Source organism: Streptomyces sp. NPDC048496, from assembly GCF_043200055.1.
Classification (GTDB): domain Bacteria; phylum Actinomycetota; class Actinomycetes; order Streptomycetales; family Streptomycetaceae; genus Streptomyces.
Genome location: NZ_JBICXB010000002.1, coordinates 376,691 through 390,068, shown reverse-complemented (window position 1 = coordinate 390,068; position 13,378 = coordinate 376,691). Strand labels below are relative to the sequence as shown.

The window sequence follows — 13,378 nt, the reverse complement described above, 5'->3', positions numbered from 1 at the left end:
TCGTATGTCAACCATGGTTGAGGTCAAGCGCCGCCGCTCACCTCCGGCGTACGGTGGAACACATGACGACCGCCGCGCCCCTGTACGTCGAGTTCAACGGACACGCAGCAACGGCGGCGGATCTCCGGATCCCCGCCTTCTCCAACTACGGTCACTTCACCGCCATGCAGGTCAGGGACGGGAAGGTACGCGGCCTCGCGCTCCACCTGGCCCGGCTGGACGCCGCCAACCGGGAACTCTTCGGCCATGGGCTCGACGGCGGCCGGGTGCGCGAGCTGATCCGGCACGCGCTGGACGGCGCCGGGGTACGGGACGCCTCGACCCGGGTGCACGCCTTCCTGCCGCCGGGCGACACCGGGACGACCGTCATGGTCACCGTGCGTGGACCGGCGCAGAAGTCCACCGACCCGCACTGCCTGATGTCCGTTCCGTATGTCCGCACCGTCCCGCACATCAAGCGCCCCGGCGAGTTCGGTCAGACCTATTACGGGCAGCTCGCCGCACGCTCGGGCTTCGACGAGGCGCTGCTGATCGCACCGGACGGGACGGTGACGGAAGGGGCGATCACCAACGTCGCCTTCTGGGACGGCACTTCGGTCGTCTGGCCCGACGCGCCCGCACTGCTCGGCATCACCATGGCCCTGCTGGAGCAGGAACTGCCGGGCGCCGGGCTGGAGTCCGTACGGCGCCCGGTGACGCTCGACGGGATCGGCGCCTACCGGTCGGCATTCCTCACCAACTCGCAGGGCATCGCTCCGATCCGGCGGATCGACGACACGGAGTTCGTGGTCGTCGAGGAACTCATGAAGCGGGTGGGGTCGGCGTACGAGGCTGCGCCCTGGGACACCGTCTGAGAGCCTGTCGGGTGACCTCTGATCGGGCGGCCACGCCCTGGCACGCACGCTTCCCGCGTTGCCGAAATGCCCTAGTAGCTCCGCTACGAGGACCTTCCAGCGCCTTGGAATCGCACGCACCAGACCGCGTCCGCTTTCCGATCGAAGGTCACCCGACAGGCTCTGAGAGGGGAGCATGGGGCCCATGCAGATCCACATCGAGGGCTCGGACCTCCCCGGCCGCACCTGCGGGCCCGGCAGTGACTTCCCCGGCGCCCGGAACATCCATGTCGGCGTACAGCGCAAGGACAGGCCCGGCGAGCTGCTGGGCCTGCACCCCGGCGACGCACCGTCGGCCGGATGGACACTGGACTGCACGGCCACCGCGACCGACGACGGCATCACGGTCACCGGGCCGTACGTGCAGAACCGGCTCGGCGGGCGCTTCGTCTATCTGTCCTGGGGCACCGTGGACGACCACGGCGTCTTCTCCATGTTCCGGCGGGCCAAGCTGATGTTCGGCGACATCGATCCGACCGTGCTCGAGGCCGCCGCGCGCTCCGGACATCTCACCGCACGCCTGCGCCTCTCCGACGCCGAGGGACAGCCTCTCTGCGCCCGTGTCCGACCGCCGGTCGTCACCTGGACCCCACTCGCCCCCGAGTGACGGGACGGGACCGCCCCCATCGGGCCCAGGGGGGTGGGTCCGATGGGGGCGGCGGCCTGGGGCGGCGGGGGAAAAGCCGTCGCGTGGGGGGTGTCATGCGTGTGCCCGGGGCCGGCGAGGTCATGCATGTGACGTACACCACCCATCCCTCGTGGCTCGTCACCCGATCAGCACGGTGTGTCGCGGGGCCGGCCTCCTGCCCTCCCATCCCCGCTGTGACCTGCACGCTTACCTCTCGACAAGGAGCCCGGCCCGGACCGGTCGGGTGAAAGCTGACCCGGTGTCAGCATGCATGGGTGGCGCGCCGCCCGTTAGCTCTGCAACAGGAGATACTCGCCAGCGCCTCTGCTCGGAGGAACCCCCATGCGCAGTCCTGCCCGCCTCGTGACCGGCACCGCCGCCGCAGCACTCACCGCTGCCACGCTCAGCCTGTCCACCGCCGCACCGTCCGCGTATGCAGGGGACGTCGGTCAGCTGGAGATATCCCCGGCGGACGCGGCTCCGGGCACCACGGTCACGGTGAACACCGCCGCTTGCGGGAACGACGCGAAGGCCGCCGGAGATGCGAACTCCCTGGAAGCGGGGGACTTCACGCTGGCGTCCACCACCCGCAAGGAGGTGGTGGTCGGCACGTTCACGGTGCCGAAGAAGACCCACGCCGGTCCGTACATCATCGATGTGTCCTGCGAGAACGGCAGAGAGGTCACCGGAAGGCTGCGGGTGAAGGCGGCTGACACCGCGAAGTACGCCGCCGCGGGTTCCCCCGCCGGCACCGTGGCGGACAACGGCTACGGCAACAACACGGGCGGCGGCAACTCGGTGCCTTCCCTCGACGGCCTGGCAGCCAGGGGCCAGAGCCTCCTCGGGAACCAGAACCCCTTCGGCATCGGCAACTCCACCGGGAACGCGAGCGGGCGCGACAACGGGAACGGCCGCAACATCGGAAACGGGAACGGGAACGGGAACGGGAACGGGAACGGCCTCGACACCGGAAACAGCCAAGGCCGCGACACCGGGAACGGGAACGGCCTCGACACCGGAAACAGCCAAGGCCGCGACACCGGGAACGGCCTCGACAGCTCCACCGTGCCCACCTCTCCCTCCGGGCACGTCAAAACTGGTGTAGGCGGCAGCATCCGCCCGGACACCTCCCAGATCGCGGCGGGTGCCGGCGTTCTCGCCGCGTCCGCCGTCGGCGGAGCCTGGCTCCTGCGTCGTCGGGCGAGCGGCACGCAGGCGGGCAGCTGACGGGGACGTACCCACGTCCCCGTACCGCCACGATTCCGTCCCGGTGGCCGCGCGCCACCGGGACGGGACCCCCACTTCCTTCCTCACGTCCTTCCCCGTCCCGGAGGACGACACCCCGGAGGACGACCGTGTTCCAGAAGGCCAAGGGCTGGCTGGTCGCCGTCGCAGCGCTGGTCGGCGTCTGGCTGATCCAGCACGGCGCCGGCACCGTGCTGGTACCGCCGCAGCCGACCACCGCCCAGGCCTTCGCCGCCGGTCCCGGAGTGCAGCCCGGCTCGCCCGTCGCCGCCCCGTTGCGGCCCTCGACGCCCGTCCGTCTCCGTATCCCCAGCATCAAGGTGGACGCCCCGATGATGCGGCTCGGGCTCGGCTCCGACGGCAGCCTCGACGTGCCGCCGGCCGAGAACCGCAACGTCGTCGGCTGGTACAAGGACGGCACCCCGCCCGGCGTCAAGGGCACCGCGCTCGTCGCCGGCCATGTCGACAACGCAAAGGGACGGTCCGTCTTCTATGACCTGGGGACCCTGGCCAAGGGCAGCACCGTCGAGGTGGTCCGGCAGGACGGGACCACCGCCGTCTTCTCGCTCGACGCCATCGAGGTGTACAAGAACAAGAACTTCCCCGACCGGCGGGTGTACGGCGCCTCGTCGTTCGCCTCGCTGCGGCTGATCACCTGCGGCGGCGGCTTCTCACGGGACACCGGCTACCAGGGCAACGTGGTCGCGTACGCGCACCTCACCGGGGTGCGCTGACGCCGGTCGCCGGTCCACTCCCTGTCGTGGAGGAGGCCCTCAGGCCCACTGGTCGAACGCCAGCTTCGCGACGAGTGAGAACACCACGACCAGCAGCACACCACGGACGAACTCGCTGCCCTTGCGCAGCGCCATCCGCGCACCGAGCAGCCCACCCGCCAGGTTGAACACCGCCATCAGCGCGGCCAGCTGCCACAGCACGCTGCCCTGGTAGGCGAACATCGCGAGGGCGCCGGCGTTGGTGCAGACGTTGACGATCTTGGCGGTGGCCGACGCCGTCACCAGGTCGAGGTGGAGCACGGCGGTCAGCGCGAGCACCAGGAACGTGCCGGTGCCCGGCCCGAACAGCCCGTCGTAGAAGCCGATGCCGCCGCCGACCAGAACGATCGCGGTGACGGTACGGGCCCGGGCGACCTTCCGGTCCGTGCCCCCGCCCGCCTCCTTGCCGAACTGCGGCCGCAGCATCACGAACGCCGCCACCGCCAGCAGCACCACCATGATCACCGGACGGAGCACGTCACTGCTGATCCCGGCGGCGAAGAAGGCACCGGTCATCGATCCGGCCAGCGCCATCAGCCCGATCCGCACCGCCGTCCCGACCTTCACCGGCGCCTTGCGCACGTACGTCACGGCGGCGCCCGAGGTACCGACGATGGCCACCGCCTTGTTGGTGCCGAGGACATACGCGGCCGGGACGTGCGGCAGACCGAGCAGCAGCGCGGGCAGCAGGAGCAGCCCGCCACCGCCCACCACCGCATCGATCCAGCCCGCGGCGGCAGCGGCGAGGCACAGGACAACGAGGGTGGTCAGGGTGATGTCGGGCATGCTCGCGACCCTATGGACGCGATACATGTCCCGTCCAACTGCTTCTGCGGGATTGCCGGAAAATTGAGCCAACTCTGAGCTTCCGGGGCTCCAAGGCCCTCACAGACCCTCTTCGGAGGCACTGAGCGCAAGGTTCCTCCCGGGAAACAGCGGGGATCCGGTCGGGCAACACCCGCCGCGCACGCTTCTCACCACGGTGGTCGGACTCGGCAACCGGGTCCTCGCCCAGCCCGCGTCCTGCGGTGCGCTGCCGACGCTGTACGCGGCCACCGCGCCCGGGGTGCGCCCCGACTCGTTCACCGGCCCGAAGCTGCTGGGCCGGCGGAGTGCGCCCGCCCCGTCCTGGCGGACGGGCTGGAGGCGGAACGATGTGGCGAGCGGAACGCCTGTGGGTGGCGTCCGAGCAGCTCACCGGGGTGACCTGGCCGGGCCTCACCCCCTGAGGCCCGGGGCGTTCCGACGCGTCAGCCCTGCTCCTGGACGGCGGCCGGGTCCATCCACATGACCTCCCAGATGTGGTGGTCCGGGTCCTGGAAAGACCGGCCGTACATGAACCCGTGGTCGATGGGCTCGTTGGCGGGCGAACCGCCGGAGGCAAGCGCCGTGTCGACCAGCTCGTCGACCTTCTCGCGGCTCTCGGCGCTCAGCGCGATGATCACCTCGGTGGACTTCGACGCGTCCACGACGTCCTTCTTGGTGAACTCCTTGAAGCGGGGCTCGGTGAGGAGCATGGCGAAGATCGTGTCACTGATGACGAGACACGCGGTGTTCTCGTCAGTGAACTGCGGGTTGCAGGAGAAGCCGAGCTTGGCGAAGAAGCCCTTCGTCGTCTCAAGGTCCTTGACCGGCAGGTTCACGAAGATCATCTGGTTCATGTCCACTCTTCTCCGCTCATCGGTGGCGCTCCCTTCGAGCGCTTCCGAGGGGTAGACGTCCGGCCGCCACCGAACTCATCGCCGACGGCGAAGAAATTTTCCGGAGTTCCCGTCGTCGGAGCCACGAACGTATCGAAGGACGGAGCAGGCAACGGATCGACCGGCCGGCGGATCACCGAGAAGCCGTCGGCCGACGCGCTCCGGGAACAGACCGGCCGGGACCGGGACGACTGGTTCTCCGTACTCGACGCCGAAACCGCTTGCGCGCTCCTTTTGTCTCCGCCCGGGATCCGGACATGACGAAGCGGCGGCACCCCCGCACAGGGTGCCGCCGCTTCAGGGTTGTCCGGGTGATCAGGTCAGCGGCTGTCGCTGCCCTTCGCCTCTGCCGCTGCCCGGCCCGCCTCCAGGCGCGCGACCGGGATCCGGAACGGCGAGCAGGAGACGTAGTCGAGGCCCACCTCGTGGAAGAAGTGCACCGACTCCGGGTCGCCGCCGTGCTCGCCGCAGACACCGAGCTTCAGGTCCGGGCGGGTGGCCCGGCCGGCCGCGACGGCGCTGCGGACCAGCGAACCGACGCCGTCCTTGTCGATCGTCTCGAACGGCGACACCCCGAAGATGCCCTTCTCCAGGTACGCGGTGAAGAACGAGGCCTCCACGTCGTCACGGGAGAAGCCCCACACCGTCTGGGTCAGGTCGTTCGTGCCGAAGGAGAAGAACTGCGCGGCCTCGGCGATCTGACCGGCGGTCAGCGCGGCGCGCGGCAGCTCGATCATCGTGCCGATCGTCAGCTTCAGCTCGGTGCCGGTGGCCGCCTCGACTTCGGCGATGACCTGGTCGGCCTCCTCGCGGACGATCTCCAGCTCCTGGACCGTGCCGACGAGCGGAATCATGATCTCGGCGCGCGGGTCGCCCTTGGCGTTCTTGCGGTGGGCGGCCGCCTCGGCGATCGCCCGCACCTGCATCGCGAACAGACCGGGGATGACCAGCCCGAGCCGTACGCCGCGCAGGCCGAGCATCGGGTTCTGCTCGTGCAGCTTGTGCACGGCCTGGAGCAGCCGCAGGTCGTTCTCGTTCGCGTCCTTGCGGGACTCGGCGAGCGCGACCCGCACCGACAGCTCGGTGATGTCGGGCAGGAACTCGTGCAGCGGCGGGTCGAGCAGCCGCACGGTGACGGGCAGCCCGTCCATCGACTCGAACAGCTCGATGAAGTCGGCCTTCTGGAGCGGAAGCAGCGCGGCAAGCGCGGCCTCGCGCTCGTCGTCGGTGTCCGCGAGGATGAGCTTCTCGACCATCTCGCGGCGCTCGCCGAGGAACATGTGCTCGGTGCGGCACAGGCCGATGCCCTGGGCGCCGAAGCGCCGCGCCCGCAGCGCGTCCTCGGCGTTGTCCGCGTTGGCCCGCACCCGCAGCCGGCGCACCCGGTCCGCGTACGCCATGATCCGGTGCACGGCGGCGACCAGCTCGTCGGCGTCGTCGGCGCCCGCGTGCATCCGGCCCTCGAAGTACTCGACGACCGGGGACGGCACGACGGGGACCTCACCGAGGTACACCTTGCCGGTGGAGCCGTCGACCGAGACGATGTCGCCCTCCTCGACGACGGTCCCGCCGACGGTCAGCCGGCGCCGCTTGGTGTCGACCTCGATCTCCTCGGCGCCGCAGACACAGGTCTTGCCCATGCCGCGGGCGACGACGGCGGCGTGCGAGGTCTTGCCGCCGCGCGAGGTCAGGATGCCCTCGGCGGCGATCATGCCGTCGAGGTCGTCGGGGTTGGTCTCGCGGCGGATCAGGATGACTTTCTCGCCCGACCGGGACCACTTGACCGCGGTGTACGAGTCGAAGACCGCCTTGCCGACCGCGGCGCCCGGCGACGCGGCGATGCCCCGGCCGAGCAGCACCGTCTTCGCGTCCGCGTCGAAGCGCGGGAACATCAGCTGCGCCAGCTGCGCGCCATTGACACGCTGGAGCGCCTCCGCCTCGTCGATGAGCCCCTGGTCGACGAGCTGCGTCGCGATGCGGAACGCGGCACCGGCGGTGCGCTTGCCGACCCGGGTCTGGAGCATCCACAGCTGGCCGCGCTCGATGGTGAACTCGATGTCGCACAGATCCTTGTAGTGCGTTTCGAGGGTCTGCATGATCTGCATCAGCTGGTCGTACGACTTCTTGTCGATCGACTCCAGATCGGCGAGCGGCACAGTGTTGCGGATGCCCGCGACGACGTCCTCGCCCTGCGCGTTCTGCAGGTAGTCGCCGTACACGCCCGCGTGGCCGCTGGCCGGGTCGCGGGTGAAGGCGACGCCCGTACCGGAGTCGGGACCGAGGTTGCCGAAGACCATCGAACAGATGTTGACGGCCGTGCCGAGGTCGCCGGGGATGCGCTCCTGGCGGCGGTAGAGCTTGGCGCGGTCGGTGTTCCACGAGTCGAAGACGGCTTTTATGGCCAGGTCCATCTGCTCGCGCGGGTCCTGCGGGAAGTCACGCCCGGCGTCGCGCGTGACGATCTTCTTGAACTGCTTGACCAGCTTCTTCAGGTCGGCCGCGTCGAGATCCACGTCGACGGTGACGCCCTTGGCCTCCTTCGCGGCCTCCAGCGCCTCCTCGAAGAGGTCGCCGTCGACGCCGAGGACGGTCTTGCCGAACATCTGGATCAGGCGGCGGTACGAGTCCCACGCGAACCGCTCGTCGCCGGCCTGGGCGGTGAGACCGACGACGGACTCGTCGGAGAGGCCGATGTTGAGAACCGTGTCCATCATGCCGGGCATCGAGAACTTCGCGCCGGAGCGGACGGAGACCAGCAGCGGGTCGTCGGCCTGGCCGAGCTTCTTGCCCATCCGCTTCTCCAGGGCGGCGAGGTGCGCACTCACCTCGTCGCGGAGCGCCGTCGGCTCCTCGCCGCTCTCGAGGTAGACCTTGCACGCCTCGGTGGTGATCGTGAAGCCCGGAGGGACGGGCAACCCGAGGTTCGTCATCTCGGCGAGGTTGGCCCCCTTGCCGCCGAGCAGGTCCTTCAGATCCTTGTTGCCCTCGGTGAAGTCATAAACGAACTTCTGACCCAGGAGCTCCGGCGTGGGTACGTGAGGATCTTTGTTTTCCGACACGGGTCTCGACTCCTAGAGGACTCGGGTGGCTGCCCTGACGGCGAGGAACATACCCAGATCGAAGGTGTCTGGGTACGTCCACTTGCGCGTCATGCGGCCTTAACCACTCGTCCGCCAGCAGATCGAAAGTTTCGTTTCAGACCCACGCATTGACATATTCATTCGCTTCTTGAACACATCACTACCCAAAGTTCCGAAGATGGCGAGAATTGCGCACGGTGTGTAGTGGATGTGTCGATCGATCAAAATAAAGTCGGATGGCACCGAGTGCCATCATTTGAGAAGTGCAGTTTTCAAAATCCCGCTCATTTGAGCAGTGCACCCCTCAGGGGTGGCGAGAATCACGCCCCGGCGGGGGCTCAGATGTCACTATCCGGACGCCTTCGGGGCCACGCATGGTCACACCCCGACCACAAGCGGCGAAAGAAGTGCGGACGCGGCATCCCTTTCGCACGCCGCGACGCCCCACGCCTTCCGGTCCACCCTCGATTCACCCCGGATTGACGCTCAGATGAGCGGGATGAATCAAGGGCACCCGGTGCCTCAGCCGCCCGAGGTGTCGAGCTCGGCGTCCGCGCTCACGCCCGAGCAGTCGTAGGGGTCCTTCAGCCAGCCGTCCGGCAGCACCACACGGTTGTTGCCGGACGTGCGCCCGCGCGGCCCGTCCGCCCCGTCCGGCCAGGCCTGGTCCAGGTCGAGCTCGTGCAGCTGCGCACCCAGCTCGTCCAGCGACGAGGTGACCGCCAGCTTCTTGCGCATCTCCGAGCCGACCGAGAAGCCCTTGAGATACCAGGCCACATGCTTACGGAAGTCGATCACGCCACGGGTCTCGTCGCCGATCCACTCCCCCAGCAGCGTCGCGTGCCGCAGCATCACCGTCGCGACCTCCCGGAGCGCCGGCGCCTGCCTCGCCTCCGTACCCTCGAAGGCGCTCACCAGGTCACCGAAGAGCCACGGGCGCCCCAGGCAGCCGCGGCCCACGACCACGCCGTCGCAGCCGGTCTCGCGCATCATCCGGCGGGCGTCGTCCGCACACCAGATGTCGCCGTTGCCGAGGACCGGGATCTCCGGGACGTGCTCCTTGAGGCGGGCGATCGCGTCCCAGTCGGCGGTGCCGCCGTAGTGCTGGGCGGCGGTCCTGCCGTGCAGGGCGACGGCCGTGACGCCCTCCTCCACCGCTATCCGGCCCGCGTCGAGGTAGGTGAGGTGGTCGTCGTTGATGCCCTTGCGCATCTTGATGGTGACCGGCAGGTCGCCCGCGTTGGATACGGCCTCGTTGAGGATCGCGCGCAGCAGCGGCCGCTTGAACGGGAGCGCGGAGCCGCCGCCCTTGCGGGTCACCTTGGGGACCGGGCAGCCGAAGTTCAGGTCGATGTGGTCGGCGAGGTTCTCGTCGACGATCATGCGGACGGCCTTGCCGACCGTGACCGGGTCCACTCCGTACAGCTGGATCGAGCGCGGGGTCTCGCTCGCGTCGAAGTGGATGAGCTGCATGGTCTTCTCGTTGCGCTCGACCAGCGCCCGCGTCGTGATCATCTCGCTGACGAACAGCCCCTTGCCGCCGGAGAACTCCCGGCACAGGGTGCGGAACGGAGCGTTGGTGATACCGGCCATGGGCGCGAGCACCACCGGCGGCTGCACCGTGTGCGGGCCGATCCGGAGCTGCGGGAGTGAGGGGGCGAGCGTGGTCATTGCCCCATTGTCGCGTACGGCGGAAGCTGCTTCGGCGGGCGCCGGGGCGAGAAGCGGGCAGCCGCACGGGAAGGTCGCTGGTCAACGCCCAGATCTCCCGGAACTCGCACGGTGGCGTGAGCCCGCGCACGGACGGGGCACGGGTACGGGAACGGGAACGGACGTGGGCCCGGATCACCAACGGTGATCCGGGCCCACAGTCGTACGGGCACCGAGAAGGCGTCAGCTCTGCGCCGCGGAGTCGCCCTCGCGGTTCGACGTCGCGGCGTCGGTGGACGCCGGGGCCTGCCCGGACCCGGCGCGCTCGCGCATCTTGCGCAGCAGCTCCTGCTTCCGGTCTTCCGCGGTCCTGCGGTCGGCGTTACGCGCGCTGCCCGCTCCCTGCTGATCGGCGCGGGACAGCTTCTTGCGCTGTCCGCCGACACCGAGAAGGTTGTTGCGGCTCTTGGCCACGGGGTTCTCCCATTCGTGGTGAGACGTCGTGAGACGTGAGGTCGTGAGCGACCTGGAATCGATCCGGTGGGCGGCGGGCGGTCGGGCCCGCCGCGCTCTCACTCGTAGATCTGGAAGAACGAAGACATGCCGGAACCGTACCCCGGCCGCACCGGGTGAGACACCCGGTTTTCGGCCTGCCCGCACGAAGCACCACAGAACAGTGGCAGAACCCCGCCATCGGCGCCGGGTTCGCCGCCGTGCCGGACCTGCTGCTGCGCGGTCTGCGCGCCTGACAGCCCCGCGCACCGGGGCAGGTCACACCGGGCGGCCGTCGCAACGAAGCCCCCGGTTCCGTACGTGGAACCGGGGGCTTCGCGGTGGAACCGTGATGCGTCAGCAGCCGAGCAGACGGGCGCCGAGGTAGGCCTGGATCTGGTCCAGCGAGACGCGCTCCTGCTTCATGGTGTCGCGCTCGCGCACCGTGACCGCGTTGTCGTCGAGGGTGTCGAAGTCGACGGTGACGCAGAACGGCGTACCGATCTCGTCCTGACGGCGGTAGCGGCGGCCGATGGCGCCCGCGTCGTCGAACTCGATGTTCCAGTTCTTCCGCAGGTCGGTGGCGAGGCCCTTGGCCTTCGGCGACAGCTGCGGGTTGCGAGAGAGCGGCAGCACCGCGACCTTGACCGGCGCGAGGCGCGGGTCGAGGCGCATCACGGTGCGCTTCTCCATGACGCCCTTGGCGTTGGGCGCCTCGTCCTCGATGTAGGCGTCGAGAAGGAAGGCGAGCATCGAACGGCCGACACCGGCCGCGGGCTCGATGACGTACGGAGTCCAGCGCTCGCCGGCCTCCTGGTCGAAGAACGACAGGTCCGTGCCGGAAGCGGCGGAGTGGGCCTTGAGGTCGTAGTCCGTGCGGTTGGCGACGCCCTCCAGCTCGCCCCACTCGCTGCCGCCGAAGCGGAAGCGGTACTCGATGTCAGCGGTGCGCTTGGAGTAGTGGGAGAGCTTCTCCCTCGGGTGCTCGAACCACCGCATGTTCTCCTCGCGCAGGCCCAGGTCCGTGTACCAGTTCCAGCGCTGCTCCATCCAGTACTCGTGCCACTGCTCGTCCTCGCCCGGCTTGACGAAGAACTCCATCTCCATCTGCTCGAACTCACGGGTGCGGAAGATGAAGTTGCCCGGAGTGATCTCGTTCCGGAAGGACTTGCCCATCTGCGCGATGCCGAACGGCGGCTTCTTGCGCGAGGTCTGCTGCACCTGACCGAAGTTGGTGAAGATGCCCTGCGCGGTCTCGGGGCGCAGGTAGGCGACCGAACCGGAGTCCTGGGTCGGGCCGAGGTGCGTGGAGAGCAGACCCGAGAACTGCTTGGGCTCGGTGAAGGTGCCCTTGTTGCCGCAGTTGGGGCAGTTGAGGTCGGCGAGGCCGTTGACCGGCGGCTTGCCGTGCTTCTCCTCGTACGCCTCTTCCAGGTGGTCCGCGCGGAAGCGCTTGTGACAGGAGGTGCACTCGGTCAGCGGGTCGGTGAACGTGGCGACGTGGCCGGAGGCGACCCAGACCTCGGGGGCGAGGACGACCGACGAGTCGAGACCGACCACGTCCTCGCGCGAAGTGACCATGTAGCGCCACCACTGGCGCTTGAGGTTCTCCTTCATCTCCACGCCCAGCGGCCCGTAGTCCCAGGCGGCCTTCTGGCCACCGTAGATCTCACTGCAGGGGTAGACGAAGCCACGGCGCTTGCTCAGGCTGACGATGGAGTCGATCTTGTCGGCGGCCACGGTGCTCTCTTCATTACGACGACGAAATTGGACAGGGGTGGCGCGAAGCGCCTCGGTGGGGGGTGGTGGTCGGGAGACGGGCGGGCGAATGCTTCAGATTACCGGCGGGCGGGCCCTCCGGATCAAATCGGTGCGCGGACGGCTCACCCGGTGGCCATCCCAACCGGCTTGTTGACAATCGTTTCCAGTTTTGTTGAAAATGACTGTCATGAACATACGCCGCCTCATACCCACCGCTGCCGTCGCCGGAGCAGTCGTCCTCGGGCTCACGGCCCTCTCCGCCTGCTCCCCGTCGGACGCCGCCGGCCTCAAGGCCGGCGACAAGCTGAATGTGGTGGCGTCGTTCTATCCCATGCAGTTCCTTGCCGAGGAGATCGGCGGGACCCACGTCTCGGTCAGCACGCTGACCAAGCCGGGCGTCGAGCCGCATGACCTGGAGCTCAGTCCGCGGCAGATCGGCGGACTCGGCGACGCCGACTACATCCTCTACCTCAAGGGTATCCAGCCCGCCGTCGACGACGCGATCAAGCTGTCCGGGTCGACCCACAGCGTCGACGCTGCGAAGCTGACCACCCTGGAGGACCACGGCACCGAGACCGGCGGCGACGAGCACGGCCACGAGCACAAGGGCGACGGCGCCGGGGCCGACCCGCACATCTGGCTGGACCCGGTGAAGTACGCCGAGGTCGCCAAGGGCGTCGGCGCGTCCCTGGAGAAGACCGACCCCGGCCACGCCGCGGACTACCGCAAGAACACGGACGCCCTGGTCAAGAGGCTCGACGCGCTGAACACGGCGTACGAGACGGGGCTGAGGAACACCGCCACCAAGACGTTCATCACCACCCACTCCGCCTTCGGCTACCTCGCCGAGCGCTACGGCCTGGTCCAGGAGGGCATCGCCGGCATCGACCCCGAGGCCGAGCCCAGCCCCGCCCGGATCCAGGAGATCCACACCATCGCGGAGAAGACCAAGGCCACCACGGTCTTCTTCGAGACCCTCGCCAGCGACAAGACCGCGAAGACCGTCGCGGCGGACACCGGCCTGAGGACCGATGTCCTCGACCCGCTCGAGGGAATCACGAACAAGTCCAAGGGCGCTGACTACTTCGAGGTCATGCAGTCCAACCTCGCCGCCCTCCAGAAGGCGCTCGGCGCGAAGTGACCCTCGTAACACCCG

Annotated in this window: 11 protein-coding genes and 1 pseudogene; 6 read left to right on the top strand and 6 right to left on the bottom strand. The window is 68.8% G+C overall.

Annotated features, from left to right (window positions below; all coding sequences use genetic code 11):
- Positions 1 to 62 precede the first annotated feature (62 nt).
- From ACGFSA_RS03940 to ACGFSA_RS03925, 4 genes are all read left to right on the top strand, one after another.
- A complete protein-coding gene (locus ACGFSA_RS03940; protein WP_393299252.1) occupies positions 63 to 854 on the top strand; it encodes an aminotransferase class IV family protein in 792 nt (263 codons plus the stop codon).
- A gap of 184 nt (positions 855 to 1,038) precedes the next feature.
- A complete protein-coding gene (locus ACGFSA_RS03935) occupies positions 1,039 to 1,500 on the top strand; it encodes a DUF5990 family protein (RefSeq protein ID WP_393299249.1) in 462 nt (153 codons plus the stop codon).
- A 363-nt stretch (positions 1,501 to 1,863) separates the two neighbouring features.
- On the top strand, positions 1,864 to 2,748 hold the full coding sequence (locus ACGFSA_RS03930; RefSeq protein WP_393299246.1) for a hypothetical protein: 885 nt from the start codon (positions 1,864 to 1,866) through the stop codon (positions 2,746 to 2,748).
- A 128-nt stretch (positions 2,749 to 2,876) separates the two neighbouring features.
- The gene (locus tag ACGFSA_RS03925; RefSeq protein WP_393299243.1) at positions 2,877 to 3,500 is read left to right on the top strand and encodes a class F sortase; all 624 of its coding nucleotides are present in this window, start codon (positions 2,877 to 2,879) and stop codon (positions 3,498 to 3,500) included.
- A 39-nt stretch (positions 3,501 to 3,539) separates the two neighbouring features.
- On the opposite strand, the gene ACGFSA_RS03920 is transcribed toward ACGFSA_RS03925, so the two are convergent.
- Positions 3,540 to 4,325: a sulfite exporter TauE/SafE family protein gene (locus tag ACGFSA_RS03920; RefSeq protein ID WP_393299240.1), complete on the bottom strand. Its 786-nt coding sequence runs from the start codon at positions 4,323 to 4,325 to the stop codon at positions 3,540 to 3,542.
- A 202-nt stretch (positions 4,326 to 4,527) separates the two neighbouring features.
- On the opposite strand from ACGFSA_RS03920, the pseudogene ACGFSA_RS03915 reads away from it, so the two are divergent.
- Positions 4,528 to 4,768 (top strand): annotated as a pseudogene (locus ACGFSA_RS03915) (short-chain dehydrogenase); the annotation flags it as partial.
- Positions 4,769 to 4,789: 21 nt separating this feature from the next.
- On the opposite strand, the gene ACGFSA_RS03910 reads toward ACGFSA_RS03915, so the two are convergent.
- From ACGFSA_RS03910 to ACGFSA_RS03890, 5 genes are all read right to left on the bottom strand, one after another.
- Complete coding sequence (locus ACGFSA_RS03910) at positions 4,790 to 5,200, bottom strand: VOC family protein (protein ID WP_393299237.1); 411 nt, start codon at positions 5,198 to 5,200, stop codon at positions 4,790 to 4,792.
- A gap of 359 nt (positions 5,201 to 5,559) precedes the next feature.
- A complete protein-coding gene (gene ppdK, locus ACGFSA_RS03905) occupies positions 5,560 to 8,298 on the bottom strand; it encodes a pyruvate, phosphate dikinase (RefSeq protein ID WP_393299234.1) in 2,739 nt (912 codons plus the stop codon).
- 543 nt (positions 8,299 to 8,841) lie between these two features.
- On the bottom strand, positions 8,842 to 9,990 hold the full coding sequence (gene dusB / locus ACGFSA_RS03900) for a tRNA dihydrouridine synthase DusB (RefSeq protein WP_393299232.1): 1,149 nt from the start codon (positions 9,988 to 9,990) through the stop codon (positions 8,842 to 8,844).
- A gap of 222 nt (positions 9,991 to 10,212) precedes the next feature.
- Positions 10,213 to 10,443: a DUF6243 family protein gene (locus ACGFSA_RS03895; RefSeq protein WP_393299229.1), complete on the bottom strand. Its 231-nt coding sequence runs from the start codon at positions 10,441 to 10,443 to the stop codon at positions 10,213 to 10,215.
- A 375-nt stretch (positions 10,444 to 10,818) separates the two neighbouring features.
- Entirely contained in the window at positions 10,819 to 12,201 is a 1,383-nt protein-coding gene (locus ACGFSA_RS03890; protein ID WP_384136712.1) for a glycine--tRNA ligase, read from the bottom strand.
- A 208-nt stretch (positions 12,202 to 12,409) separates the two neighbouring features.
- On the opposite strand from ACGFSA_RS03890, the gene ACGFSA_RS03885 reads away from it, so the two are divergent.
- A complete protein-coding gene (locus tag ACGFSA_RS03885) occupies positions 12,410 to 13,363 on the top strand; it encodes a metal ABC transporter substrate-binding protein (protein ID WP_393299224.1) in 954 nt (317 codons plus the stop codon).
- Positions 13,364 to 13,378 lie beyond the last annotated feature (15 nt).

Excerpts from the sequence above, each read along its gene's own strand:
- ACGFSA_RS03920 (WP_393299240.1), bottom strand. The coding sequence starts at position 4,325 with ATGCCCGACATCACCCTGACCACCCTCGTTGTCCTGTGCCTCGCCGCT.
- ACGFSA_RS03885 (WP_393299224.1), top strand. The coding sequence starts at position 12,410 with ATGAACATACGCCGCCTCATACCCACCGCTGCCGTCGCCGGAGCAGTC.
- ACGFSA_RS03940 (WP_393299252.1), top strand. The coding sequence starts at position 63 with ATGACGACCGCCGCGCCCCTGTACGTCGAGTTCAACGGACACGCAGCA.
- ACGFSA_RS03910 (WP_393299237.1), bottom strand. The coding sequence starts at position 5,200 with ATGAACCAGATGATCTTCGTGAACCTGCCGGTCAAGGACCTTGAGACG.
- ACGFSA_RS03930 (WP_393299246.1), top strand. The coding sequence starts at position 1,864 with ATGCGCAGTCCTGCCCGCCTCGTGACCGGCACCGCCGCCGCAGCACTC.
- dusB (WP_393299232.1), bottom strand. The coding sequence starts at position 9,990 with ATGACCACGCTCGCCCCCTCACTCCCGCAGCTCCGGATCGGCCCGCAC.
- ACGFSA_RS03935 (WP_393299249.1), top strand. The coding sequence starts at position 1,039 with ATGCAGATCCACATCGAGGGCTCGGACCTCCCCGGCCGCACCTGCGGG.